Source organism: Stenotrophomonas sp. GZD-301 (genome assembly GCF_049310345.1).
Classification (GTDB): domain Bacteria; phylum Pseudomonadota; class Gammaproteobacteria; order Xanthomonadales; family Xanthomonadaceae; genus Stenotrophomonas.
Map to the genome: position 1 here is coordinate 60,440 of NZ_JBMOWY010000002.1, position 22,988 is coordinate 83,427.

Genomic DNA, 22,988 nt, shown 5'->3' on the forward strand with positions numbered 1-22,988 from the left:
GTAATCGGCTTGTCGATTACGGATGTAAATGATGAGCCAGATCAGCGAAGCCGAAGCCGTGGTGATGGACGTGTTGTGGCGCAGCCATCCGCTGGGTGCCGACGAGGTGGTTGCCGCGCTGGCCGACCGCGACTGGGCCGAGCCGACCATCAAGACCCTGCTCAACCGCCTGCTGACCAAGGGGGCGATCAGCGCCAGCCGCGACGGCCGCCGTTACCGCTACTCGCCCGTGCTGCAGCGCCAGACCTGGGTGGCCGAGCAGAGCGAGGGCTTCCTCGGGCGCGTGTTCGACGGACGCGTGGCGCCGCTGGTGGCGCACTTCAGCCAGCGCGGGGAGCTGAGCGCGCAGGACATTGCCGACCTCAAAAAGCTGATCCAGGAGCTCGACCATGATTGAGCTCCTCAACGGACTGCTGCAGGCCAGTGTGTGGTTGTCGGTGGCGGTGCTGGTGCTGGCCGCCATACGCCCCCTGCTGCTGAGGCTGGGCGGCGCGGCGCTGGCGTATCGCAGCTGGTGGCTGCTGCCGATGCTGCTGGTGGTGCCGTACCTGCCGTTGCCGAACTTCCCGATCACCGAGGCCGCGCCGGTGAAGGTGATGGCGACCGCGCTGCGTGCACCGGACGTGTCCGCCGATACCCCGGTGTGGCCCTTGCTGCTGCTCGCCACGTGGCTGGCCGGCGCGCTGGTGATGGCCACGGCCAGTTGGCGCGCGCAGCGCCGTTTCGAACGTGCGCTCGGCTGCCTGCAGCCCCGTGTCGATGGCAGCTGGCAGGCGCAGGGCGATCCCGGCCTGCCGGCGCTGGTGGGCCTGTGGCGGCCACGCGTGGTGGTCGGACCGGATTTCGAGCAGCGCTTCAGCCCGGCCGAGCAGGACCTGATCCTGCGCCACGAACACAGCCACCGGCTGCATGGCGATCCGTGGGCCAATGCGGCGCTGGCGGTCCTGCGCTGCGTGTTCTGGTTCCATCCGCTGCTGCCGTGGACCGTGCGCCGCCTGCTGCGCGACCAGGAACTGGCCTGCGACGCGCGCACGGTCGATCCGCATCCGGCCCTGCGCCGTCTTTATGCCAACGCCTTGCTGAAGGCGCAGTTGGCCCACCCGGTTGCGCCGATGGCATGCCACTGGCGCAGCCAACCGATGTTGAAGGAGCGTATTGCCATGTTGAAGCAGCACAAACGGAAGGCGTTGCCGTGGTTGTCCGGACAGGTACTGGTGGTGGGGTTGTGCGTGGGGCTCGGCGGGATCGCGTGGGCCGGGCAGGGCGCTGGCGCCGCGCCCGTACGGGTGGATGCGAAGGCGAAGGAAGTGACGGCGCCGAAGTATCCGAAGAGCGCATTTGAACAGGGCGTGTCGGGCAAAGTGGTGCTGCGCGTGGAAGTGGATGCGCAGGGCAGGACCGGCGACATCCGGGTACTCACGTCGACGCCGGCCGGCGTGTTCGACGCGGTCTCCATCGCGGCCGCGAAAGAGTGGACGTTCGAGCCGGCGCTGCAGGATGGCAAGGCAGTCGCCTCGGCACTGAAGATCCCGATGACGTTCAAGCTCGACAACACCGGCCCCGGTCAATGAGGTGGGCGCTGACACCGGTGCTGGTGTCGGTGCTGGTGACCGGCGGCTGCGCCGGTCACGACCAGCTCACCACCGTCGATACCCGCAGGGAAAACGTGGACCATCAGCGGCTGAAGGTGGATGGCGGCGGCGGTGCCGGACAGGTGCAGCCGTACACGCTGAAGGCGAGCGAAGGCTATCGCATGCCGCAGTTGTATGCAGCGCCCGATCCGGTGGTCGGCGACCGCGACCCGCGTCGCTCGCTCGCGCCGACCACCATCTGCCTGCAGGTGGTGGTGGATGCCGAGGGCCGGGTCGAACGCAGCCTGCCGCTGACCGACCGCGACGAGTGCAATGCCGCTGCCGCCGCGGAGAATACGGCCCTGCTGGACGCCGCGCAGGCGGCAGTGGCGCAGTGGCGCTATTCGCCGGCAGCGGTGTGCCACTATCCGGCCGGCCGGGTGCCGAGTGATCGGGGCGACTGCGAGGGGGCCGAGCGCATCGAGCCGGTGCCGGTCAGCCTGCTCTACGCGTTCACCTTCGAGATCGTGAAGGGACAGCACACGGTTCGCCGCCAGAGTCATTGAGCCCTGGCGGCGGGGTCAGGTGGCGCGTTGCGGGCCGCCCTGCAGATTCGCCTTCACCGACGGATGCATCAGTTTCGGCTCGGCCAGCGTCGCATCGCGGGCCTGCCGGGTGGCGACGAACTCGGCCTGGCCGATGCCGTCGTGCAGGTGGATGTTGGACGCGCGCTGTTCGCCGATGGTGGTTTCATTGGCGACCTCGCGTCCGCCCGGGCCGTAGTCGTGGCAGATGAACACACGGGTGGCATCGGGCAGGGTGAGCAGCCGCTGGATGGAACGGTACAACTGGGCGGCGTCGCCGCCCGGGAAATCGCAGCGCGCGGTGCCGCCATCGGGCATGAACAGCGAATCACCGGTGAACAGCGTATCGCCGATGCGGTAGGCCACGCTGTCGCTGGTGTGGCCCGGCACCGCGATGACCTCGGCGGCAATGTCACCGAGCGCGAACCGCTCGCCATCGGCGAACAGATGATCGAACTGCGAGCCGTCGGTCGGCACGTCCAGCGCATAGCGCGGGGCGAACGTACGCTGCACCTGCACGATGCCCTGGCCCATTGCCAGCGTGGCCTGCGGCCAGTGCGGTTTGAGCCAGCGGCCGGCGCTGATGTGGTCGGCATGGGCATGGGTTTCCAGCAGCCAGCGCACCTGCAGGCCGTGCTCGCGCACATGCGCCAGCAGCGGCTGCAGCGGCCCGGACCCGAGCGCGTCGGTGTCCGGGTCGTAATCCAGCACCGGGTCGATCACCGCGGCCTGCAACGTCGCCGGGTCGTGCACCACGTAACTGAAGGTGTGGCTGTCCGGGTGGAAGAAACTGGCGACGTGCGGTGTCATGGGGGTGGCCTCAGCGTTTGCCCAACGTGTCATTGAGCAGCACGGCCAGGCGTTCGCCGGCCAGGCGCAGCTCGCGCTCGGCGACCGGACGGTAGGTCGCGGCATACTCCGGGGGAAGCGTACGCTTGTCCGGGTAAACGCCAGGTGCAATGGCGATGCGGCAGCTGGCTTCGGCCCACTGCACGGCGTCGCGGTCGATCTTCGAGCGCTTGTCCACCTTCGGCGCGGGCAGCGCCATCAGGCGGGCCAGGAACTGGTCGTCGTCCAGCTTCGGCGCAGTGAGCATGCCGCTGTCCCACAGCGAGTGCAGATTGGTACCGCGGTTGTTGAACTGCACCTGGAAGTCGTTGCCGCCCTTGTCATGCCCGTAGCCCGCATGCATCGGCTGATGGATGTCGCCGGCGAAATGCACGACGAACTTCAGTGCCTGCGCGCGCTCGGCATCGGGGCGGGTGCGGTCGGCGAGGATGGCGGTCTGCGCCTTCAGCGCTTCGACCACGCAGTTGCCGCCCTTGCAGTGCTTCTGCACGGCGTAGTGGCAATTGTCCTCGCCGATGTTGACGTAGTGCCAGCGCGCCGAACGACGGCCCAGGCCGGGGTCTTTGGCGCGCAGTTCGTCGGCCCAGGGGGCGATGGCGTGCAGGGTCGGGTCGGGCTCGCCGGCCAGCAGGCGGTCGACCTGCGCCTTGGCCTGCGGGGTGAGGCGGACTTCGGCGACGCGGGCGACCAGGCGATGGCCTTGTGCGCCCCAGGCCAGGGCATCGGTGGAAACGGCGGTGAGGGCCAGCGCGAGCGCGGCGGCCGGAAGCAGGGAGGCAATGTTCATCGGCTGCATTCTAGCGGGCGCGTCCGCCGTCGGGTTTGCCCGGATCTGGCCGACCGGCGGCCGGGCCGGGTAGGCTGGGCGCTGTCCAACCACGGGAGCGGCGTCGGTGCAGAAGGTCCTGGGCTTGATCGGTGGCATGAGCTGGGAAAGCTCGGCGCACTATTACCGGATGATCAACGAGCAGGTGCGCGACGCCCAGGGCGGGATGCACTCGGCGCGCCTGCTGATGTGGTCGTTCGATTTTGCCGACATCGAGGCGCTGCAGCGGGCCGGCGACTGGGACGCGGCGACACGGGCGATGGTCGAGGTGGCACAGCGTCTGGAAGCGGCAGGTGCGACCGCCATCGTGATCTGTACCAACACCATGCACCTCATGGCCGACGCGGTACAGGCAGCCATCGGCGTGCCGCTGCTGCATATCGCCGATCCGGTTGGCGCGCTGATCCAGGCCGCGGGGCTGCAGCGGGTCGGGTTGCTCGGCACGGCGTTCACGATGGAGCAGAACTTCTATCGCGTACGGCTGGCCGAACGCTTTGGTCTGGAGGTGCTCGTGCCCGAGGCGGACGACCGCGCGGTGGTCCATCGGATCATCTACGACGAGCTGGTGCAGGGCCGGGTGCTGCCGGCGTCGCGCGAGGCCTATCGCGGCGTGATGCAGCGGCTGGTGGACCGGGGTGCGCAGGCCATCATCCTGGGCTGCACCGAAATCATGCTGCTGGTGACCGACGACGATGCCCCGGTGCCGCTGTTCGACACCGCCGCGCTGCATGCGCAGGCGGCAGGGCGCCATCTGCTGGATTGACCGGGTTTACGGAGCTGCGGTGTTGGACGCACAAAAAAATCCCCGGCCGGAGCCGGGGAAAGCGCTTTGCTGCGAGGGTGGTGCGCGGTGCAGTCCTGATCCGCCGATCAGAACTTGAATACGTAGGACACGCCGTAGGCCAGCGGGTCGATGTTGACGGTGCCGATCTTCTCGCCATTGAGCTTGACGCCGGTGTCGATGTCGATCCAGCGCACATCCACGCGCAGCGAGCCCTTGTCGCTGACCGCGACATCCACGCCGGCGTGGGCGGCCAGGCCCCACGAGTCGTCCAGCTTGAGCTTGCTGCCGGCGAGCGCGCCGCCGGTTTCCTCGCTGAAGAAGGTGGTGTAGTTCAGGCCGGCGCCAACGAACGGCGACACCTTGCCCTTGCTGTTGAAGTGGTACTGCAGCGAGATCACCGGCGGCAGGTGCTTGGTGCTGCCCACGCGGCCCATGCCGGCAATGTTGATGTCGTGCTTGAACGGCAGCGCGGCCAGCACCTCGATGCCCAGGTTGTCGGCGATGAAGTACTCGCCGGTGATGGTCGGCTTGATGTCGTTGTCGACGTCAACCTTCAGCGTACCGCCGGCCAGCGAGCCGTTGTTCGACTTCGGGGCGACCTGGTGCACGCCGGCACCGATCGTCCAGTCGCCCTTGGACTGGGCCAAGGCGGGGGTGGCGGCCAGCGCCAGGGCGGCGGCCAGGCTGGACAGCAGGAGGGGGGCGGTCTTGCGCATGAGGGGGTCTCGTTGCGGGGTGGAATGGAGTGGGGCCAGTGTTCCCCTCCGCGCCCGCAGGCGCCTTGATTCTGATCAATCCCCGGTTCGCGCGGTGTAACCGGTTACCTCCGGCCGGGGCCGGAAACGGGCCGGTCCGGCCCTGCTAGAATGACGGCCCCTTACCATCGGCGCCGCACCGTCGCGGCTGCAGGAGCTTGTGAACATGGCAATCAAGGTTGGCATCAATGGTTTCGGTCGCATCGGGCGCAACGTGCTGCGTTCGGCCGTGCTGAACTTCGGCAATGACATCGAAATCGTCGCCATCAACGATCTGCTCGAGCCGGACTACCTGGCTTACATGCTGAAGTACGACTCCGTGCATGGCCGCTTCAAGGCCGACGTGGCCGTGTCCGGCGGCGACCTGCTGGTCAACGGCAAGAAGATCCGCCTGACCCAGGAACGCGATCCGTCCAACCTGAAGTGGGACGAAGTGGGCGTGGACGTGGTCATCGAATCGACCGGCCTGTTCCTGACCAAGGACACCGCGCAGAAGCACATCGATGCCGGCGCCAAGAAGGTGATCATGTCGGCGCCGTCGAAGGACGACACCCCGATGTTCGTGTTCGGCGTCAACGACAAGACCTACGCCGGCCAGGCGATCATCTCCAACGCCTCGTGCACCACCAACTGCCTGGCCCCGCTGGCCAAGGTCATCAACGACAAGTGGGGCATCAAGCGCGGCCTGATGACCACCGTGCATGCGGCTACCGCCACCCAGAAGACCGTCGATGGCCCGTCCAACAAGGACTGGCGCGGCGGCCGCGGCATCCTGGAGAACATCATCCCGTCCTCCACCGGTGCAGCCAAGGCCGTGGGCGTGGTGATTCCGGAGCTGAACAAGAAGCTCACCGGCATGAGCTTCCGCGTGCCGACCTCGGACGTGTCGGTGGTTGATCTGACCGTCGAGCTGGAGAAGGAAGCCACCTACGCCGAGATCTGCGCCGAAGTGAAGGCACAGAGCGAAGGCGCGCTGAAGGGCGTGCTGGGCTACACCGAAGACAAGGTCGTGGCGACCGACTTCCGCGGCGAGACCCACACTTCGGTGTTCGACGCCGACGCCGGCATCGCGCTGGACGGCACCTTCGTCAAGCTGGTGTCGTGGTACGACAACGAGTGGGGCTACTCCAACAAGTGTCTGGAAATGGCCAAGGTCGTGGCCGCGAAGTAATCGCGCCGCCAGCCTGCTGTACCCACGAACCCCGGCCCTGCCGGGGTTCGTGCGTTTGGGGAACCGCATCGCGCTGCCCGCCCCCGCGATCCATTAGCATGGCCGCATACCGGGGGCCCGCGTCGTGGCGCGCGACCGCGGCTTTGCCGATAAGGATCTGATGGAATGGAAGCTCTGATTGTCCTGCTGGGGCTGGCGGTGCTGCTGGTGCCCGCGTTGCTGGTGGTCGCCCTGGTGATGATCGCCGGACTGCGACGGCGCGTGGCCGCGCTGGAAGCCGGTCTGGCCGATGCCCGGGTGCGCCCCGCAGACGCGGAGGTCGCCGTACCGGCACCGGTGGCGCCTCCGCCGCGGGTGGTCGAGCCGGAGCACGTCGAGCGGGCGCCTGCCGCCGCCCCGCCGCCTCAGGTGGCCGCCCCGCCGCCGCTGCCGCCGCTGCCGCAGGCCGCCGCCGCAGTGCCCACGCCATCCCCCGTCCGCCCGGTCGAGCCGGAGCCTTACGTGCACCGCCCGGACCTGGCCGAACGCGCGCTGGCGGCGGTCAAACGCTGGTTCACCGAAGGCAACGTGCCGGTCAAGATCGGCATGCTGGTGCTGCTGGCCGGCGTGGCCGCGCTGCTCAAGTACGTCAGCGACCAGGGCTGGCTGAACCCGCCGATCGAGATGCGCCTGGCCGGCATCGCCGTCGGCGCGCTGGCCGGGCTGGTGTTCGGCTGGCTGCAGCGCGACCGTCGGCGGCTGTTCGCGCTGGCCCTGCAGGGCGGTGCGATCGGCATCCTGCTGCTGACCATCTTCGCCGCGTTCAAACGCTACGACCTGATCGACCCGCTGCCGGCGTTCGTCATGAGCGTGCTGCTGATCGCCGGCATGGGCGTGCTGGCGGTGGTGCAGAACTCGCGCACGCTGGCCGTGCTGGGCATCCTGGCCGGGTTCATGGCGCCGATCTGGCTGTCCACCGGCAGCGGCAACCACGTCGCGCTGTTTTCCTATTACGCGGTGCTCAACGCGGCCATCCTCGCCATCGCCTGGTGGCGGCCGTGGCGCGCGCTGAACCTGCTCGGCTTTGCGTTCACCTTCGGCATCGGGACGGCCTGGGGCGTGCTGCAGTACGCGCCGGAGAAGTTCGCCAGCACCGAGCCGTTCCTGCTGCTGTTCTTCGCCTTCTACCTGGCGATTCCGGTCCTGTATGCCCGCCGGCAACCGGCGGAGAAGCGCGATCTGGTCGATGGCAGCCTGGTGTTCGGCACGCCGCTGATCGCGTTCTCGCTGCAGGCCGGCCTGCTGCACCACGACCGCCTGGTCCTGGCGCTGTGCGCGCTGGGCCTGGCGGCGATCTACGCGGGCCTGGCGTGGGCGTTGATCCGGCGCCCCCGCTACGCCGCGCTGGGCCAGTCGCATGCGGTGCTGGCGGTGGGCTTTGCCACCCTGGCGGTACCGCTGGCCCTGTCCGCGCGCGCCACCGCCAGCGTGTTCGCGCTGGAAGGCGCGGCGCTGGTCTGGCTGGGCCTGCGCCAGCAGCGCTGGTTGCCGCAGATCGCCGGTGCGATGCTGCAGCTCGGCGCCGCGTTCGGCTTCGTGGTCGGTGCCGACTACTGGCACCTCGACGCCACCGCCATCGCCAATCCCACCTTCATGAGCGGCCTGCTGCTGGCGCTGGCCGGGTTCGCCTCGGCCTTCAGCTACCGGCGCGCCGGCCGCGATGCGCCGGCCATCGTCTATTACCTGTGGGGCCTGCTGTGGTGGCTCGGCAGCGTCAGCCACGAGATCGTCCGCTTCGTTGCCCATGACAGCCGCCCGGACGCGCTGCTGGTCGCCGTTGCGGTGACCGCGTGGGTGGCGGCCGAGGCGCACCGGCGCGGGCCGGCGCGCGCGCTGGTGCTGACCACGCTGGCGATGCTGCTGGCTGCCTTCCCGCTGGCGCTGTGGCAGGCGGCGGTGCACGACCAGCCGTTTGCCGGCCACGGTGCGTGGGCCTGGGCGGTGTTTGCGCTGCTCGGCGTGCGCGGCCTGTGGTGCCTGCGGGGCGCGCAGGACCGCAGTGCGCTGGCGGCCCAGTTCGTGTGGTGGATGCTGTGGCCCAGCGTATTGACCCTGCTGGCCGGCTGGCTGGCCGACCGCTTCGCGCTGGCACCGGGCTGGACCGCCGCACTGGCGATGCTGCCCTGGCTGGCGGTGGTTGCCGTGTCGCTGCAGCGCTGGCGCTGGCTGTCGCTGCCGCTCGGCGAGCGTTTCGATGGCGCGCGGCTGGCCTTGCAGGGCACCTGGTTCTGCGTGCTGGGGCTGGGCTGGGGGGTGAGCGTGTGGCTGGCCGGCGACCCGCGTCCGCTGCCGTGGCTGCCGCTGCTCAATCCGATGGAACTGGCCCAGGTTGCGGTGCTGGTGCTGCTGGCGCGCTGGGTATGGTCGCCGGCCGCTCCGGCGGGCGCGGCCGGCTGGCGCGTGCCGCTGCTGGCGATCGCCGGTTTCGTCCTGCTGACCAGCACCACGCTGCATACCGTGCATCACTGGGGCGCGGTGCCGTGGAACCGGGCGCTGTGGTCCTCAACCCTGGCCCAGACCAGCCTGACCGTGGTCTGGAGCGTGCTCGGCGTGATCAGCTGGATCTGGGGCTCGCGCCGCGGCCAGCGTCTGCTGTGGCTGGTGGGCGCGGTGCTGATGGGCGTGGTGCTGGCCAAGCTGGTCCTGATCGATCGCCAGCACCTGGGCAACCTGCTCGGCATCGCCTCGTTCATCGCCTACGGCCTGCTGTGCACGGTCGTGGGTTACCTGGCACCGGCGCCGCCGCGTGCGCCGGAATCCACCGTGGAGCTGCAGCCGTGACCCTCGTCCCCCGCCTGATCGTCGCGCTTTCCTTTGCTCTGGCCACACCGGCCGTGTCGGCAGCCGATGCCCGCCAGGACTACCGCGAGCAGTGGCCGCTGCAGTTGTCCTCGCCGCAGGCGGGTGCCTACCGGCTGATGCTGGGCGAGGCGCAGTACCGCAGCGCGGTCTCGCCGCGGCTGGCCGATGTGCAGGTGTTCAACGCGCAGGGGCAGCCATTGCCCTCCGCGCTGCTGTCGGCCGACCAGCCGCTGGCGCAGGCCGCGCAATGGCAGTCCCTGCCGTGGTTCCCGCTGCCGGCCCGGGGCGGCGGCGCGGGCGACGACCTGCAGCTGCTCACCGAGCGCAACACCGACGGCAGCGTGCGCCGGGTCGAGGCACGGCTGGGCCGCAGTGTCGGCACCGCCGATCCCGGCGGCTGGCTGGTGGATGCCAGCGCGCTGCGCAGCAGCGTGCAGGCGCTGCGGCTGGACTGGCAGGCACCGACGGCGCTGCAGGTGCGCGTGCGCGTGGATGCCAGCGACGACCTGCGCGACTGGCAGCGGGTGGCCGACGACGTGCCGCTGGTCGACCTGCAGCATGATGGCCGCCGCCTGCAGCAGCGACGGATCGAGATCGGGCGCCAGGCGAAGTACTTCCGCATCCTGCCGGTGGGCGGCGATGCGCTTCCCGTGCTCTCGGCGGTGCAGGCCGAGCGCGTGCCGCCCGCGCAGGCCATCCAGTGGCAGTGGCGTTCGCTGACCGGCACCGCCGGCACGCCGGGCGAGTTCGAGTACACGCTGGACGGTCGCTTCCCGATCGCCCAGGCCGACATCGCCACCGCCGACAACAGCGTGGTGCAGTGGACGCTGCTCAGCCGCGACGATCCCGGCCAGCCCTGGCAGGTGCGTGCCGGTCCGTGGGTGGCCTACCAGCTGCAGGACACCGCCCAGCGCCGCCAGTCGCAGGCGCAGTCGCTGGCGGTGGCCATGCGCGACCGCTACTGGAAGCTGGTGGCCGCACAGGCCCAGGGCGTCGCCGCGCCGACACTGAAGCTGGGCTACCAGCCCGAAGCGCTGGTCTTCCTCAGTCAGGGCGACGCGCCGTTCACGGTTGCCGCCGGCAGCGTGCGTGCCGCGCGCATCGATGCCCCGGTGGGCACGGTGATCGCGCAGCTGCGCGAACAGCAGGGCGCCCAGTGGCAGCCCGCGCTGGCCACGGTGCAGGGGCCGGTGCAGCCGCTCGCCGGTGAGGCCGCGGTGCAGCCGGTGCGCGACTGGAAGCGCTGGCTGCTGTGGGGCCTGCTGGTTCTCGGTGTGCTGGTGGTGGGTGGGTTTGCGGTCAGCCTGTTGCGGCAGAAGCCGCGGTAGCAACGACCGTTGGTCGTTACGCCAAGGTGTGACGACCAACGGTCGTCACCCACCGGCCATGTGCCAAAGCGGGTCATCTACAATGGGCGTCTGCGTCGTACGCGGCGCCCTTTCCCTTTCCGCCAAAGAGTTGCCCATGTCCATCGTTCGCATGACCGACCTCGACCTTTCCGGCAAGCGCGTGCTGATCCGCCAGGACCTCAACGTGCCGATCGAAAACGGCCGCATCACCTCCGAGCAGCGCATCAGCGCATCGCTGCCGACGTTGAAGCTGGCCCTGGAGAAGGGCGCGGCGGTGATGGTGACTTCGCATCTGGGGCGCCCCAGCGAAGGCGTGTGGAGCGACGCCGATTCGCTGGCACCGGTCGCGCTGCGCCTGTCGCAGCTGCTGGGCCGCGAGGTGCCGCTGGTGCGCGACTGGGTCGACGGTGTCGACGTTGCGCCGGGTTCGATCGTGCTGCTGGAAAACTGCCGCATGAACGTCGGCGAGGGCAAGGACGATGAAGCCCTGTCCAGGAAGTACGCCGCGCTGTGCGACGTGTTCGTGATGGACGCCTTCGGCACCGCGCACCGTGCGCAGGCCTCCACGCACGGCGTGATCCGCTTTGCCCCGGTGGCCGCCGGTGGCCCGCTGCTGATGGCCGAACTGGACGCGCTGGCCAAGGCGCTGCTCGCGCCGGCCCAGCCGCTGCTGGCGATCGTGGCCGGCAGCAAGGTCAGCACCAAGCTTGAACTGCTGGCCAACCTGGTCGGCAAGGTCGACCAGCTGATCGTGGGCGGTGGCATCGCCAACACCTTCATCGCCGCCGCCGGCCACGCCGTGGGCAAGTCGCTGTATGAGCCGGACCTGCTCGACACCGCCCGCAGGATCGTGGCCGATGCCAAGGCGCGCGGCGCCGAGATCCCGCTGCCCACCGACGTGGTGGTGGCCAAGCAGTTCCTGCCGGACGCCGAAGCCACGGTCAAGGCAGTCACCGACGTGGCCGAGGACGATCTGATCCTGGACATCGGCCCGGACACCGCCCAGCACTACGCCGGGTTGATCGCCAAGGCCGGCACCGTGGTCTGGAACGGCCCGGTCGGCGTGTTCGAGTTCGAGGCCTTCAGCCACGGTACGCAGGCACTGGCGCAGGCGATCGCCGCATCGCCGGCCTTCTCCATCGCCGGTGGCGGCGACACCCTGGCTGCGGTCGACAAGTACGACATCGCCGACCAGGTGAGCTACATCTCCACCGGTGGCGGCGCGTTCCTGGAGTTCCTGGAAGGCAAGACCCTGCCGGCCGTGGCCGCGCTCGAGGCCCGCGGTCAGTGATCGATAACGATCGGGGCGTGACCACCGTGGGTCGTCACGCCGTTGAAGCACCTGCAACGCTCTTCTTCGACCTCGACGGCACGCTGATCGACTCGGCCGTGGGCATCACCCGGTGCGTGGCGCATGCGCTCACCCAGCTGGGTCGCCCGGTGCCGCCGGACGCGGAACTGCGGCGTTGGATCGGGCCGTCGCTGCGCACCAGCTTCGCGCCGCTGTTCGACGATCCGGCGCAGGTGGAGCAGGCGGTGGCGCTCTACCGCGAGCGCTTCGAGGTGCTCGGCTGGCAGGAACACGTGGTCTACCCGCAGATCGGACAGGTCGTGCAGGAACTGCACGGCCGTGGCCATCGGCTGGCCATCGTCACCGCCAAGAATGAGCCGCACGCGCGCCGCATCATCGAGCATCTGCCGTTTGGCGGGTGCTTCGAAGACGTGATCGGGGCGACGCTGGACGGCAGCCGCAGCGAGAAGCCGCAGCTGGTGGCCGAGGCACTGCGGCGCCTGTCGCTGGCGCCGGAGCAGTGCTGGATGATCGGCGACCGGCGCATGGATATCGCCGGCGCGCGTCATCACGGGATGCGCAATATCGGCGTGTTGTGGGGGTTTGGCGGTGCCGACGAGCTGCGCGACGCCGGTGCGCAGCACATCGCGGCCTCGCCGGAAGCGCTGTTGTCGTTGATCGATTGAGCGGTGCGGCGGCGTTCCGTACGCCGCCGCATGTCGAGCGGAGAGTCAACAGGGTCAGGCGTTGGCGTCATGCTGGCGCGACGGGATGTCCGCCCTGTCATCCGACGCTGTCTGCAGGACATCGGACAAAGCCAGCTACGACAAGGCTGTAAACGTATTCATGGGACGTGAAGGGTGTGCTAATTTCGACCCTTTCCCGGGAGCCCATTTACCATGATTGAGCGTCAGCGTCGCACCAAGATCCTTGCCACCCTCGGACCGGCGACCGACCCGCCGGGCGTGCTGGAGGATCTCTTCCGCGCCGGCGTGAACGTGGTCCGCCTCAATTTCAGCCACGGTGATCCGTCCGGCCAGGCCAAGCGCGCCGCCGACGTGCGCGCCGCCGCGCAGCGGGTGGGCGTGGAGGTGGGCATCCTGGCCGACCTGCCGGGCCCGAAGATCCGCATCGAGCGTTTCGCCGAAGGCAAGATCCATCTGAAGGCGGGCGACCGCTTCGACCTGGTCGCCTCGCCGAACGCACCGGCCGGCGACACCACCCAGGTGGGCGTGAGCTACCTCGGCCTGCCGCAGGACGTGGTGGCCGGTGACGTGCTGCTGCTCGACGATGGCCTGATGCAGCTGCAGGTGCTGGAAGTGCAGGGCGAGCGCATCATCAACACCGTGCTCAACGACGGCGTGCTGTCCGACCGCAAGGGCCTGAACAAGCAGGGCGGTGGCCTGTCGCTGGGCGCGCTGACCGAGCGCGACAAGGAACTGATCGGCATCGTGGCCAAGATCGGCGTGGACTTCATCGCGGTGTCGTTCTGCCGCAATGCGCAGGACATGAACGATGCCCGCGCGATCGCCGAATCGCACGGCTGCTACGCCGCGCTGGTGTCCAAGATCGAGCGCACCGAAGCCATCGAGAATCTGGAAGAGATCGTTGATGCCAGCGACGTGGTGATGGTGGCGCGTGGCGATCTCGGCGTGGAAATCGGCGACGCCGAACTGCCGGGCCTGCAGAAGAAGATCATCAAGGCCTCGCTGGCGCAGAACAAGGTGGTGATCACCGCCACCCAGATGCTGCAGTCGATGGTGGAAAGCCCGATCCCGACCCGCGCCGAAGTGCTGGACGTGGCCAACTCGGTGATCGACGGTACCGATGCGGTGATGCTGTCGGCCGAAACCGCCGCCGGTGCGTACCCGGTCAAGGCCGTGGAGGCAATGGCGCGTATCTGCCTCGGTGCCGAACGCCAGTTCCAGACCGAGACCGACTTCGGCGCGTCGCCGCGCAACCTGGAACGTGCCGATCAGGCCATCGCGATGGCGACCATGTTCCTGTCCCAGCATGTGGGCGTGCGCGCGATCGTGGCGATGACCGAATCCGGCGGCACCGCACGCTACCTGTCGCGTTTCCGTGCGTCGGCACCGGTGTTCGCGGTGACCCGCCATGATGGTGCCCGTCGCCAGATGGCGCTGATGCGCGATGTGTTCCCGATCAACTTCGACAGCCGCGGCTTCACCCCGCGCGAAGCCGCGCGCGGCAGCATCCGCCTGCTGGTGGAAGCCAACCAGCTGCAGGCCGGTGACCGCGTGGTGTTCACCAGCGGCGAGCACATGGAAACCCACGGTGCGACCAACACCCTGCGCCTGCTGGAAGTGGGCGAAGACGGCCGCGCCAGCGGTCTGGGCGACCTGTAACGGGCACGCACCACCGCATGCGCGCTGGCGCACCACGGTCTGCACGGCAGACCGTGGGCCCCGGCGCCGTACGCGTCGGCCGCCTCGCGGCCACCCCCGACACCGTGGGGCTCCCACGGGCACATCCAGCAGCACCGGGGCCTGCGCGTCTGAAAGCGGTTCCAGATTCCGTGGACGGCCAGTTCACGGAAGGCGGGGGCTATAATTGCGGTTTTCCCGCACCCGCCACAGGAAATACATGAGCATCGAACAGCTGGCCGAAACCGCCCAGGCCATGGTCGCCCCGGGCAAGGGCATCATCGCGATCGACGAATCCACCGGTACCATCGCCAAGCGCTTCGCCAGCGTCGGCATCGAGAACACCGAGGAGAACCGTCGCGCCTACCGCGAGCTGCTGCTCACCACGCCGAAGCTCAACGAGCATATTTCCGGCGCGATCCTGTACGACGAAACCATCCGCCAGTCCACCAAGGACGGCGTGCCGTTCGCCAAGTACATGGCCGACCACGGCATGATTCCGGGCATCAAGGTCGACAAGGGCGCCCACCCGCTGGCCGGCTGCCCGGGCGAGATGGTCACCGAAGGCCTGGACGGCCTGCGTGAGCGTCTGCAGGAGTACTACAAGCTGGGCGCGCGCTTCGCCAAGTGGCGTGCGGTCATCAACATCGGCGAGAGCATTCCGTCGGGCACCTGCATCGAGTCCAACGCGCACGCGCTGGCCCGTTACGCCGCCCTGTGCCAGGAATGCGGCCTGGTGCCGATGGTGGAGCCGGAAGTGATCATGGACGGCGACCACGACATCGAAACCTGCTACGAAGTCACTGAAGCCACGCTGCGTTCGCTGTTCGACGCGCTGTACCAGCAGAACGTGCTGCTGGAAGGCACCATCCTGAAGGCCTCGATGGTCATCTCGGGCAAGGGTTGCGATGAGCAGGCCGACGTCGAGGAAGTGGCCGAGTCGACCGTGATGTGCCTCAAGAGCACCGTGCCGGCGATCCTGCCGGGCGTGGTGTTCCTGTCCGGTGGCCAGGGCGACGAGCAGTCGACCGCGCATCTGAATGCGATGAACCAGATGGGCAACCTGCCGTGGCCGCTGAGCTTCTCCTACGGCCGTGCCATGCAGCAGGCCGCGCTGAAGCTGTGGGCCAAGGACACCAAGGCCAATGTCGCCAAGGCGCAGCAGACGGTCTACGACCGCGCCAAGGAAAACGGCCAGGCCGCGCTGGGCAAGTGGAACGGCTGATCCGTTCCACGCACTGCGTGATCTGAACAACGCCGGCCTCTGGGCCGGCGTTTTTTTTTGCCCGCACGCAGCGTGCGCCGGGCCACGCGCGGCGGAGGGACGCCCGGTTTCGCGCGTTCTGGCAGGATGTCGCTTCTTTTCCTGTGCGGGATGTCTGCCGGTGATGCGACGTTGCGGTGGTCTGCTGGGGCTGTGGTGGCTGATGTGCGTTCCGGCGGCGTGGGCATCCCCGGCACGGGGATTCGATGTGCTGCATTACGCGGTGGCGTTGGAACCGGACATCGCCGGTGGGCGCATCCAGGGCAACGAGGTGGTGCGGGTGCGCGCGCTGCAGGCCGGGCTCGCGGAGGTCACCCTGGATGCCGGTGCGTTGACCATCGCCTCGGTACGGCAGGGCGGCACGCCAGTGACGTTCGTGCGGGAGCAGGGGCAGGTGCGGATAGCGTTGGCGCGGCCGCTGCGGGCCGGGCGCGAGGTGAGCCTGCAGATCGCCTATCACGGCGCGCCGGCATTCGGCCTGGAGTTCGCGCCGGCACGCGAGGAGGTGTACACGATCTTCTCCACCAGTCAGTGGATGCCGTCGGTGGACGCGCCGGACGAGCGCGCGACGCTGTCGCTGTCGCTGACCCTGCCGGCGGGACTGCTGGCGACCGGCACCGGACGCGCGCTCGCGCCGCGCCCCCTGGCCGATGGCCGCGTGCAGCACCGCTGGGCGCTGGAAACGCCCATGCCTGGCTATGTGTACGGCTTCGCGGCCGGGCGCTATCGCGAGGTGGTGCAGCCGGGCAAGGTGGCGCTGCGCTATCTGTCGGTGGAGCGGTCGCCGGACGAGCTGCGCCGGTTGTTCGCGCCGACGGCGGACATGCTGGCCTTCTTCGCCGAGCGCGCCGGCCTGCCGTATCGCGGCGACTACCAGCAGGCGTTGGTGGCGCGCACGATCGGGCAGGAGCTGGCAGGGGTGTCGCTGCTGTCCGAGGCCTACGGTGCCGAGGTGCTGGAGGCGCCGGAGCAGACTGCGCTGATGGCGCATGAGGCGGCCCACCAGTGGTGGGGCAACCGGGTCACCTGCGCGGGCTGGGAACACTTCTGGCTCAACGAGGGCATGGCCAACTTCATGACGGCGGCCTGGCTGCAGCAGGCGCAGGGCGAGGCCGCGTACCAGCGGCAGGTCGCCGGCTGGCGCGCACGTCTGGAACGGCTGCGCGCCAAGGGCGCCGACCATGCGCTCGTCTACGCGGCGTGGGATGCCCCCAGTGCGGACGACCGCGCGGTGGTCTACCAGAAGGGTGCGTACGTCCTGCACCTGCTTCGCGAGGAACTGGGCGAAACGGTGTTCTGGCAGGGGCTGCGCAGCTACACCCGCGCGCACGACGGGCGGGCGGTGGTGACGGCCGACTTCCAGCAGGCGATGGAGCGGGCGGCAGGGCGCCCGCTCGATGCGTTCTTCCAGGCCTGGGTCTACGGCACCGGCGGCAGCGCGCCGGCGGCCGCGGGTGGCTAGAGCGCGGCTGCCGGCGGCAGGCCGAGATCCAGATCGAGCGCCGTCCGCCCCGGCGACGCGGTACTGCCCGCAAGCGACGGGCTCTCCAGCGGTTGGCCCTGGGCAGCCAGGGCCTGCTGGTAGACCTTGAAGGTGGCGGCGTTGTAGGCCACCAGGATGATGCGCCGCGGCTGGCGGTGCGAGCGCTGCCAGGTCAGGGTCTCGGTAGCGGCGATCTGCGCGGCCTGGTGCAGCGGATAGCCGAACACGCCGCAGCTGATGGCCGGGAAGGCGATCGATTCCAGATCGAGTTTTTCGGCGAGCTGCAGCGACTTCCAGTAACAGTTGGCGAGCAGCGCCGGTTCGTCGCGCTGTCCGTCCTGCCAGACCGGGCCGACCGTGTGGAACACGTGCCGCGCCGGCAGGTCGTAGGCGCCGGTGGCGCGCACCTCACCGGTCGGGCAGCGCATGCCCGGGCGGATCTCCGGCAGTGCACGGCAGGCATCGAGCAGGCCCGGGCCGGCCGCGCGATGGATCGCGCCGTCCACGCCGCCGCCGCCGAGCAGGGATTCGTTGGCCGCATTGACGATCGCATCCACCGCCAGGGTCGTGATGTCGCCCTGCCACACTTCGATCTTCATGCGTACCGCTCCTTCCTGAGTCCGGGTCCAACCAACGGGATGACATCCTTTCCTGCACGGTAACGGGCAGGGCATCTAGGCTGCGTCATCGTCGTCTCAGGCAGTGCGACCCGGTGTTGCGCTGCCCGATGCCCACACGATGCGGTGCGACGGCTTCACGGCAGATGAAGGCGCAGCGGCGACGCTGAATACGACAACGCCCACCGTGGGGTGGGCGTTGCGGGTCTTGTCCGGGACAACGCGGAGATCAGGGCAGACCGGCCAGCCAGTCGTCGTCGGAGCCCTCGTTGATGTCGGCGAACAGCGGGGTGGAGAAGTAGCGTTCACCGGTGTCGGGCAGCATCGCCAGGATCACGCTGCCGGGTTCGGCGCGCGCGGCGATGTCCAGCGCACTGGCCACCGTGGCGCCGGCAGAGATGCCGACGAAGATGCCTTCCTCGGCCGCCAGGCGGCGCGCGGTCTCGATCGCCCGGGCATCGTCGATGCTCAGCAGTTCGTCATAGACACCGCGGTTGAGCACCTCGGGCACGAAGTCCGGGGTCCAGCCCTGGATCTTGTGCGGCTTCCACTCGTCGCCCTTGAGCAGGGCCGCGCCCTGCGGCTCGGTGGCGATGATGCGGGTGTCCGGGCGGGCCACCTTGAGCACTTCACCCACGCCGGTCAGCGTGCCGCCCGTGCCCCAGCCGGTGACGAAGTAGTCCAGCCGCCTGCCGGCGAAGTCACGCAGGATCTCCGGCGCGGTGGTGTTGCGGTGGTAGGCCGGGTTGGCCGGATTGGCGAACTGGCTGGCCAGGAACCAGCCGTGTTCCTCGGCCAGTTCCTTGGCGCGGCGGACCATGCCCGAGCCGCGCTCGGCGGCCGGGGTCAGGATCACCTTGGCGCCGTAGGCACGCATCAGCTTGCGGCGTTCAATCGAGAAGGTTTCCACCATCGTCGCCACGAACTTGTAGCCGCGCGCGGCGGCCACCATCGCCAGGGCCACGCCGGTGTTGCCCGAGGTTGCCTCGACGATGGTGTCGCCGGGCTTGAGCAGGCCGCGTGCCTCGGCATCCAGCACGATCGCCAGCGCCAGCCGGTCCTTGACCGAGCCGCCTGGATTGAACGCCTCGACCTTGGCATACAGGGTCACGTGGTCGGGGGCCAGGCGGTGCAGGCGCACCACCGGGGTGTTGCCGATGGTGTCCAGAATGGAGTTGTACAGCGTCATGGGATGCTCCAGAGCGGTTCGGTGCCGCCCGGTAGCCGTGCGGCGGGGGAGTCGGGCGCCGGATCGCGGTGGCGCCGGCCCGGCGCGGCCGCTGGGGCGTCGCCGGGTGTACCGGCAGACCGTAGCGCCGGCATATGACACCGGGAAATGACCTGATACCCTTCTTAAACAACGTTTGGTTATAAGCTGGTGACGGCAATTGCCCTACAGTCGGATTGCCTCCTTCCCGCCAGTGGCACCGCACGCCCATGACGCTCACCCAACTCCGTTACCTGGTGGCCATCGCCGACGCCGAGCTGAACATCACGCTGGCGGCCTCGCGCGTGCACGCCACCCAGCCCGGCCTGTCCAAGCAGCTCAAACAGCTGGAGGACGAGCTTGGCTTCCTGCTCTTCGTGCGCAAGGGCCGCAGCCTGGAAGCGGTGACTCCGGCCGGCGTGGAAGTGATCGGCCGCGCCCGGGCGGTGCTGTCTGAAGCCAACAACATCCGCACCTATGCGGCCAACCAGCGCCGCGAGAGCCAGGGCCAGCTGATCCTCACCACCACCCACACCCAGGCGCGCTTTGTGCTGCCGCCGGCGGTGGCGCGGATCAAACAGGCCTATCCGCAGGTCAGCGTGCACCTGCAGCAGGCCGCCGAAAGCGATGCGCTGGACCTGCTCAGCCAGGGTGACGCGGACATCGCGATCATTTCCACGGCCGGCGCCGAGCCCAGTGCCGGCATCGCCATTCCGCTGTACCGCTGGCGCCGGCTGGTGCTGGTGCCGCGCGGGCACGCGCTCGACCGTCCGGGCGCCGCGCCGGACCTGCAGGCGCTCGCCTCCCATCCGCTGATCAGCTACGAGTCCTCCACCCGGGGCAGCTCGTCCCTGCAGCGGGCGTTCGCCAGTGCCGGGTTGAGCCCGGACATCGCCCTGACCGCGCTCGACGCGGATCTGATCAAGACCTATGTGCGCACCGGCCTGGGCGTGGGCCTGCTGGCGGAAATGGCGGTCAATGCCAGCGATGAGGATCTGCGCGCCTGGCCGGCCCCGGCGCCGATCGACGAGTGCATCGCCTGGGCCGTGCTGCCCCGCGACCGCGTGCTGCGCGACTACGCGCTGGAGCTGGTGCACGTGCTCGCCCCGCAGATCGACACCCGCGACCTGCGCCGCGTGATCGACGGCAACCAGGAGGCCAACTGGCCGCTGCCCCCCACCTGGGAATCGCTGACCCAGACCATCACCGTGTGATCGGTGGGTGCCTGCGACGGTTCGTCGCACGGCCAACCCTGGAGCGCGGTCTACACTGATGCGGTGAACCGTCGTCGCCGCCCGTACGCCTTCTTTCTGCAGCTCGCCTTCGTGGCGACCCTGCTGATGGCGCTGGCGCCGCTGGTCAGCCGCTGGCAGCAGGCCCATGCCGATGCGCCGGTGATGGCGATGCCGATGGGCATGGCGCATCCGATGCCGGCCGCTGCCATCACCGCCGCCGACCCCCATGCCGGCCACGCGATGGCTGGTCACGCGATGGCCGGCCACGACATGGCCGCCCACGCCCTGCACGGCGATGCCCCTGCCACGCCGGTTGCGCCGCTGCTGGGCGAACACGCCGGGCATGGCGAGGCGTGCGAGTACTGCATGATGGCCTCGCGGCTGATGCCGTGGCTGGCCGTGCTGGTGCTGCTGCTGCCGGCGCTGCCGGTCATCGCGCCGCGCGTCCTGCGTGCGGTCGCCGCCCCGCGGAGCCTGCGCTGGCCCGCGCATGCGGCTCGCGGCCCGCCGTTGAACGCCTGAGATCCGTCCTCTCTCTTCCTGCTGCGTGACGCCGTGATGGCGCCGCGCGCCTGTGCGTTTTCCGGAGTTCCACCATGACCGTTTCTTCCCGCAGCGCGGGCGCATCGACGCGCCTGTCTGTTTCCCTCTCCCTTGCGCTGGCCGCACTGCCGCTGCACGCCGCCGAGCGCGATACCGCCCGTACCTTGGACACCCTGGTGGTCACCGCCAGTGCGCCGTCCTCGCCGCTGCACTGGGTCACCGACCCGCGGCTGCCGCGCCAGCCGGTGCCGGCCAGCGACGGTGCCGACTACCTCAAGACCGTTCCCGGCTTCTCGGCGATCCGCAACGGCGGCACCAACGGCGACCCGGTGCTGCGCGGCATGTTCGGTTCGCGCCTGAACATCGTCAGCAACGAGGGCAACCTGATCGGCGCCTGCCCATCGCGGATGGACAATCCGCTGTCCTACATCGCGCCGGAAACCTTCGACCGGCTGACCATCATCAAGGGCCCGCAGAGCGTGCGCTGGGGCGCGGGTGCCTCGGCGGGCACGGTGCGCTTCGAGCGCGATACGCCGCGCTTCGATACGCCGGGCATCGATGTCGATGCCAGCGCGCTGGTCGGCTCGCGCAACCGCAATGACCAGGTCCTCGACCTGACTGCCGGTGCCAGCGCGGGCTATGTGCGGGTCAACGGCAACCGTTCCGAAGCGGACGACTACAAGGACGGCAACGGCAACCTGGTGCCGTCGAAGTGGCGCAAGTGGAACAGCGACGTCGCCGTCGGCTGGACGCCCGATGCCGACACCGTGCTGGAACTCTCCGCCGGTACCGGCGATGCCATCGCGCGGTACGCCGGGCGCGGCATGGACGGTGCGGCGTTCAAGCGCACCAGCTACGCGGCCCGTTTCGAGAAGGACAACCTGCCCGGCGCGTGGGACAAGCTGCTGGCCAACGTCTACTACAACGATGCCGACCACGTGATGGACAACTACACGCTGCGCACGCCGAACCCGGACAGCAGCATGCCGATGCCGATGGGGTCCAACGTGGACCGGCGCACCACCGGCGGTCGCATCGCCTCGGAATGGCGCTGGCAGGACATCGCCATCGTGGCCGGTATCGATGCGCAGGACAGCCGCCACCGCAGCCGCAACGCAATGGGCCGCAACACCTATCGGCTGCAACCCTGGCGCACCGACGCACGCTTCGACACGCGCGGCGCGTTCACCGAGATCACCCTCGGCGAAGGCACGGCGCAGCGCTGGCTCGGCGGCCTGCGCATCGACCGCGCCGAGGTCACCGACAAACGCGCCACCACCGGCATGATGGGCATGCCCAATCCGACCGCCGGGCAGACCCGTCGCGAGGACCTGGGCAGCGGTTTCCTGCGCGTCGAGCGCGACATCGCCCCGGCGCTGACCTGGTACGCCGGCATCGGCCACAGCGAGCGCATGCCGGACTACTGGGAACTGTTCTCGCCGGACATGGGGCCGATGGGCGCGCCCAACGCCTTCGCCGGCATCCAGCCGGAGAAGACCACCCAGCTTGATCTCGGCCTGCAGTACCGCAGCGACCGGCTGGATGCGTGGGTGTCGGCCTATGCGGGCCGGTTGCAGGACTACATCCTGTTCGCCTATCACGAAGGCGGCATGATGGGCAGCATGGCCCAGGCCGGCAACATCGACGCGCGCATCGCCGGCGCCGAAGCCGGTGCCGATGTGCGGTTGGGTGAGCGCTGGAAGCTCGGCGGCACACTGGCCTACGCCTGGGGCGAGAACCGCAGCAATGGCGGTGCGCTGCCGCAGATGCCGCCACTGGAAGCCCGCCTCAGCGCCAACTGGGAAGGCGAGCGCTGGAGCGTCGGCGCGCTGGGCCGGGCGGTGACCCGCCAGCACCGCGTGGCGGTCGGGCAGGGCAACGTGGTCGCCCGCGACCTGGGGCCCAGCGCCGGTTTCGCCACGCTGGCGCTCAACGCCAGCTACCGGATCAGCGATGCACTGCGGCTCAGCGCCGGGGTCGACAACCTGTTCGACCGCGCCTACAGCGAACACCTGAACCTGGCCGGCAGCGCCGACTTCGGCTTCCCGGCCGATCCGGTCCGTATCAATGAACCGGGCCGCACGGCCTGGATGAAGGTGAACTACCGCTATTGAGTGCGTGAAGGGGGGGGGGGCGGTTACCGCCCCCCGTTCCATCCGGTCCGGCGACGCACGCCGACACGCGCCGACACATGCCGTTACACGTGCGCCAACCCCCAGCACGAAAGGCATTGC

20 protein-coding genes are annotated in these 22,988 nt (G+C 69.3%); 15 read left to right on the top strand and 5 right to left on the bottom strand.

Translation table 11 applies throughout. From position 1 onward, the window contains the following. Positions 1-31: 31 nt before the first annotated feature. From ACO6VK_RS00490 to ACO6VK_RS00500, 3 genes are read left to right on the top strand one after another with little or no spacing between them, the layout of a single operon-like run. Positions 32-397, top strand: coding sequence for a BlaI/MecI/CopY family transcriptional regulator (locus tag ACO6VK_RS00490; protein WP_411851975.1), 366 nt, complete (start codon positions 32-34; stop codon positions 395-397). Continuing rightward, entirely contained in the window at positions 390-1,571 is a 1,182-nt protein-coding gene (locus ACO6VK_RS00495; RefSeq protein WP_422504948.1) for a TonB family protein, read from the top strand. Before ACO6VK_RS00490 ends, ACO6VK_RS00495 begins: the two co-directional genes overlap by 8 nt. Continuing rightward, positions 1,568-2,137, top strand: a complete 570-nt coding sequence (locus ACO6VK_RS00500) for a hypothetical protein (protein ID WP_422504949.1) — start codon at positions 1,568-1,570, stop codon at positions 2,135-2,137. The genes ACO6VK_RS00495 and ACO6VK_RS00500 overlap by 4 nt, the downstream gene beginning before the upstream one ends. 15 nt (positions 2,138-2,152) lie before the next feature. On the opposite strand, the gene ACO6VK_RS00505 is transcribed toward ACO6VK_RS00500, so the two are convergent. After that, positions 2,153-2,965: an MBL fold metallo-hydrolase gene (locus ACO6VK_RS00505; RefSeq protein ID WP_422504950.1), complete on the bottom strand. Its 813-nt coding sequence runs from the start codon at positions 2,963-2,965 to the stop codon at positions 2,153-2,155. A gap of 10 nt (positions 2,966-2,975) precedes the next feature. After that, positions 2,976-3,791, bottom strand: coding sequence for a S1/P1 nuclease (locus ACO6VK_RS00510; protein WP_422504951.1), 816 nt, complete (start codon positions 3,789-3,791; stop codon positions 2,976-2,978). A 106-nt stretch (positions 3,792-3,897) separates the two neighbouring features. Here ACO6VK_RS00510 and ACO6VK_RS00515 point away from each other — a divergent pair, with 106 nt between their 5' ends. Then, the gene (locus ACO6VK_RS00515; protein ID WP_422504952.1) at positions 3,898-4,593 is read left to right on the top strand and encodes an aspartate/glutamate racemase family protein; all 696 of its coding nucleotides are present in this window, start codon (positions 3,898-3,900) and stop codon (positions 4,591-4,593) included. A 107-nt stretch (positions 4,594-4,700) separates the two neighbouring features. Here the strand turns inward: ACO6VK_RS00515 and ACO6VK_RS00520 are convergent, their stop codons facing one another. After that, positions 4,701-5,330, bottom strand: a complete 630-nt coding sequence (locus ACO6VK_RS00520) for an OmpW/AlkL family protein (RefSeq protein ID WP_422504953.1) — start codon at positions 5,328-5,330, stop codon at positions 4,701-4,703. A 205-nt stretch (positions 5,331-5,535) separates the two neighbouring features. Between ACO6VK_RS00520 and gap the strand changes: the two genes are divergently transcribed. The 8 genes from gap (at position 5,536) to ACO6VK_RS00560 (ending at position 17,131) form a co-directional block, all read left to right on the top strand. After that, the gene (gap, locus tag ACO6VK_RS00525) at positions 5,536-6,540 is read left to right on the top strand and encodes a type I glyceraldehyde-3-phosphate dehydrogenase (RefSeq protein ID WP_422504954.1); all 1,005 of its coding nucleotides are present in this window, start codon (positions 5,536-5,538) and stop codon (positions 6,538-6,540) included. Between the two features lie 165 nt (positions 6,541-6,705). Then, positions 6,706-9,360: a DUF2339 domain-containing protein gene (locus tag ACO6VK_RS00530; protein WP_422504955.1), complete on the top strand. Its 2,655-nt coding sequence runs from the start codon at positions 6,706-6,708 to the stop codon at positions 9,358-9,360. Continuing rightward, positions 9,357-10,709, top strand: coding sequence for a DUF3999 domain-containing protein (locus ACO6VK_RS00535; RefSeq protein WP_422504956.1), 1,353 nt, complete (start codon positions 9,357-9,359; stop codon positions 10,707-10,709). The genes ACO6VK_RS00530 and ACO6VK_RS00535 overlap by 4 nt, the downstream gene beginning before the upstream one ends. 136 nt (positions 10,710-10,845) lie before the next feature. Further along, positions 10,846-12,021 (top strand): phosphoglycerate kinase, encoded by a 1,176-nt coding sequence (locus ACO6VK_RS00540; RefSeq protein ID WP_422504957.1) that lies wholly within the window; start codon positions 10,846-10,848, stop codon positions 12,019-12,021. A gap of 17 nt (positions 12,022-12,038) precedes the next feature. Then, positions 12,039-12,707 carry an HAD hydrolase-like protein gene (locus ACO6VK_RS00545; RefSeq protein ID WP_422504958.1) on the top strand — a complete coding sequence of 223 codons (669 nt, stop codon included), beginning with the start codon at positions 12,039-12,041 and terminating at the stop codon, positions 12,705-12,707. A 213-nt stretch (positions 12,708-12,920) separates the two neighbouring features. Continuing rightward, positions 12,921-14,387: a pyruvate kinase gene (gene pyk, locus ACO6VK_RS00550; RefSeq protein ID WP_332810140.1), complete on the top strand. Its 1,467-nt coding sequence runs from the start codon at positions 12,921-12,923 to the stop codon at positions 14,385-14,387. Between the two features lie 238 nt (positions 14,388-14,625). Then, the gene (locus ACO6VK_RS00555) at positions 14,626-15,630 is read left to right on the top strand and encodes a class I fructose-bisphosphate aldolase (RefSeq protein ID WP_411851964.1); all 1,005 of its coding nucleotides are present in this window, start codon (positions 14,626-14,628) and stop codon (positions 15,628-15,630) included. A gap of 163 nt (positions 15,631-15,793) precedes the next feature. Then, on the top strand, positions 15,794-17,131 hold the full coding sequence (locus ACO6VK_RS00560; protein ID WP_422504999.1) for a M1 family metallopeptidase: 1,338 nt from the start codon (positions 15,794-15,796) through the stop codon (positions 17,129-17,131). Here the strand turns inward: ACO6VK_RS00560 and ACO6VK_RS00565 are convergent. Further along, entirely contained in the window at positions 17,128-17,751 is a 624-nt protein-coding gene (locus ACO6VK_RS00565; protein WP_422504959.1) for an O-acetyl-ADP-ribose deacetylase, read from the bottom strand. The two genes, ACO6VK_RS00560 and ACO6VK_RS00565, sit on opposite strands and share 4 nt — an antisense overlap. Before the next feature lie 247 nt (positions 17,752-17,998). Further along, the gene (cysK, locus tag ACO6VK_RS00570; RefSeq protein WP_422504960.1) at positions 17,999-18,958 is read right to left on the bottom strand and encodes a cysteine synthase A; all 960 of its coding nucleotides are present in this window, start codon (positions 18,956-18,958) and stop codon (positions 17,999-18,001) included. A gap of 248 nt (positions 18,959-19,206) precedes the next feature. Here cysK and ACO6VK_RS00575 point away from each other — a divergent pair, with 248 nt between their 5' ends. The 3 genes from ACO6VK_RS00575 (at position 19,207) to ACO6VK_RS00585 (ending at position 22,868) form a co-directional block, all read left to right on the top strand. Beyond that, entirely contained in the window at positions 19,207-20,190 is a 984-nt protein-coding gene (locus ACO6VK_RS00575; protein ID WP_422504961.1) for a LysR family transcriptional regulator, read from the top strand. Positions 20,191-20,253: 63 nt separating this feature from the next. After that, positions 20,254-20,733, top strand: a complete 480-nt coding sequence (locus ACO6VK_RS00580) for a hypothetical protein (protein ID WP_422504962.1) — start codon at positions 20,254-20,256, stop codon at positions 20,731-20,733. A 74-nt stretch (positions 20,734-20,807) separates the two neighbouring features. Continuing rightward, on the top strand, positions 20,808-22,868 hold the full coding sequence (locus ACO6VK_RS00585) for a TonB-dependent copper receptor (protein WP_422504963.1): 2,061 nt from the start codon (positions 20,808-20,810) through the stop codon (positions 22,866-22,868). Positions 22,869-22,988: the final 120 nt, after the last annotated feature.

Excerpts from the sequence above, each read along its gene's own strand:
- ACO6VK_RS00490 (WP_411851975.1), top strand. The coding sequence starts at position 32 with ATGAGCCAGATCAGCGAAGCCGAAGCCGTGGTGATGGACGTGTTGTGG.
- ACO6VK_RS00495 (WP_422504948.1), top strand. The coding sequence starts at position 390 with ATGATTGAGCTCCTCAACGGACTGCTGCAGGCCAGTGTGTGGTTGTCG.
- ACO6VK_RS00500 (WP_422504949.1), top strand. The coding sequence starts at position 1,568 with ATGAGGTGGGCGCTGACACCGGTGCTGGTGTCGGTGCTGGTGACCGGC.
- ACO6VK_RS00505 (WP_422504950.1), bottom strand. The coding sequence starts at position 2,965 with ATGACACCGCACGTCGCCAGTTTCTTCCACCCGGACAGCCACACCTTC.
- ACO6VK_RS00510 (WP_422504951.1), bottom strand. The coding sequence starts at position 3,791 with ATGAACATTGCCTCCCTGCTTCCGGCCGCCGCGCTCGCGCTGGCCCTC.
- ACO6VK_RS00520 (WP_422504953.1), bottom strand. The coding sequence starts at position 5,330 with ATGCGCAAGACCGCCCCCCTCCTGCTGTCCAGCCTGGCCGCCGCCCTG.
- gap (WP_422504954.1), top strand. The coding sequence starts at position 5,536 with ATGGCAATCAAGGTTGGCATCAATGGTTTCGGTCGCATCGGGCGCAAC.
- ACO6VK_RS00530 (WP_422504955.1), top strand. The coding sequence starts at position 6,706 with ATGGAAGCTCTGATTGTCCTGCTGGGGCTGGCGGTGCTGCTGGTGCCC.
- ACO6VK_RS00540 (WP_422504957.1), top strand. The coding sequence starts at position 10,846 with ATGTCCATCGTTCGCATGACCGACCTCGACCTTTCCGGCAAGCGCGTG.
- pyk (WP_332810140.1), top strand. The coding sequence starts at position 12,921 with ATGATTGAGCGTCAGCGTCGCACCAAGATCCTTGCCACCCTCGGACCG.
- ACO6VK_RS00555 (WP_411851964.1), top strand. The coding sequence starts at position 14,626 with ATGAGCATCGAACAGCTGGCCGAAACCGCCCAGGCCATGGTCGCCCCG.
- ACO6VK_RS00560 (WP_422504999.1), top strand. The coding sequence starts at position 15,794 with ATGCGACGTTGCGGTGGTCTGCTGGGGCTGTGGTGGCTGATGTGCGTT.
- ACO6VK_RS00565 (WP_422504959.1), bottom strand. The coding sequence starts at position 17,751 with ATGAAGATCGAAGTGTGGCAGGGCGACATCACGACCCTGGCGGTGGAT.
- cysK (WP_422504960.1), bottom strand. The coding sequence starts at position 18,958 with ATGACGCTGTACAACTCCATTCTGGACACCATCGGCAACACCCCGGTG.
- ACO6VK_RS00575 (WP_422504961.1), top strand. The coding sequence starts at position 19,207 with ATGACGCTCACCCAACTCCGTTACCTGGTGGCCATCGCCGACGCCGAG.
- ACO6VK_RS00585 (WP_422504963.1), top strand. The coding sequence starts at position 20,808 with ATGACCGTTTCTTCCCGCAGCGCGGGCGCATCGACGCGCCTGTCTGTT.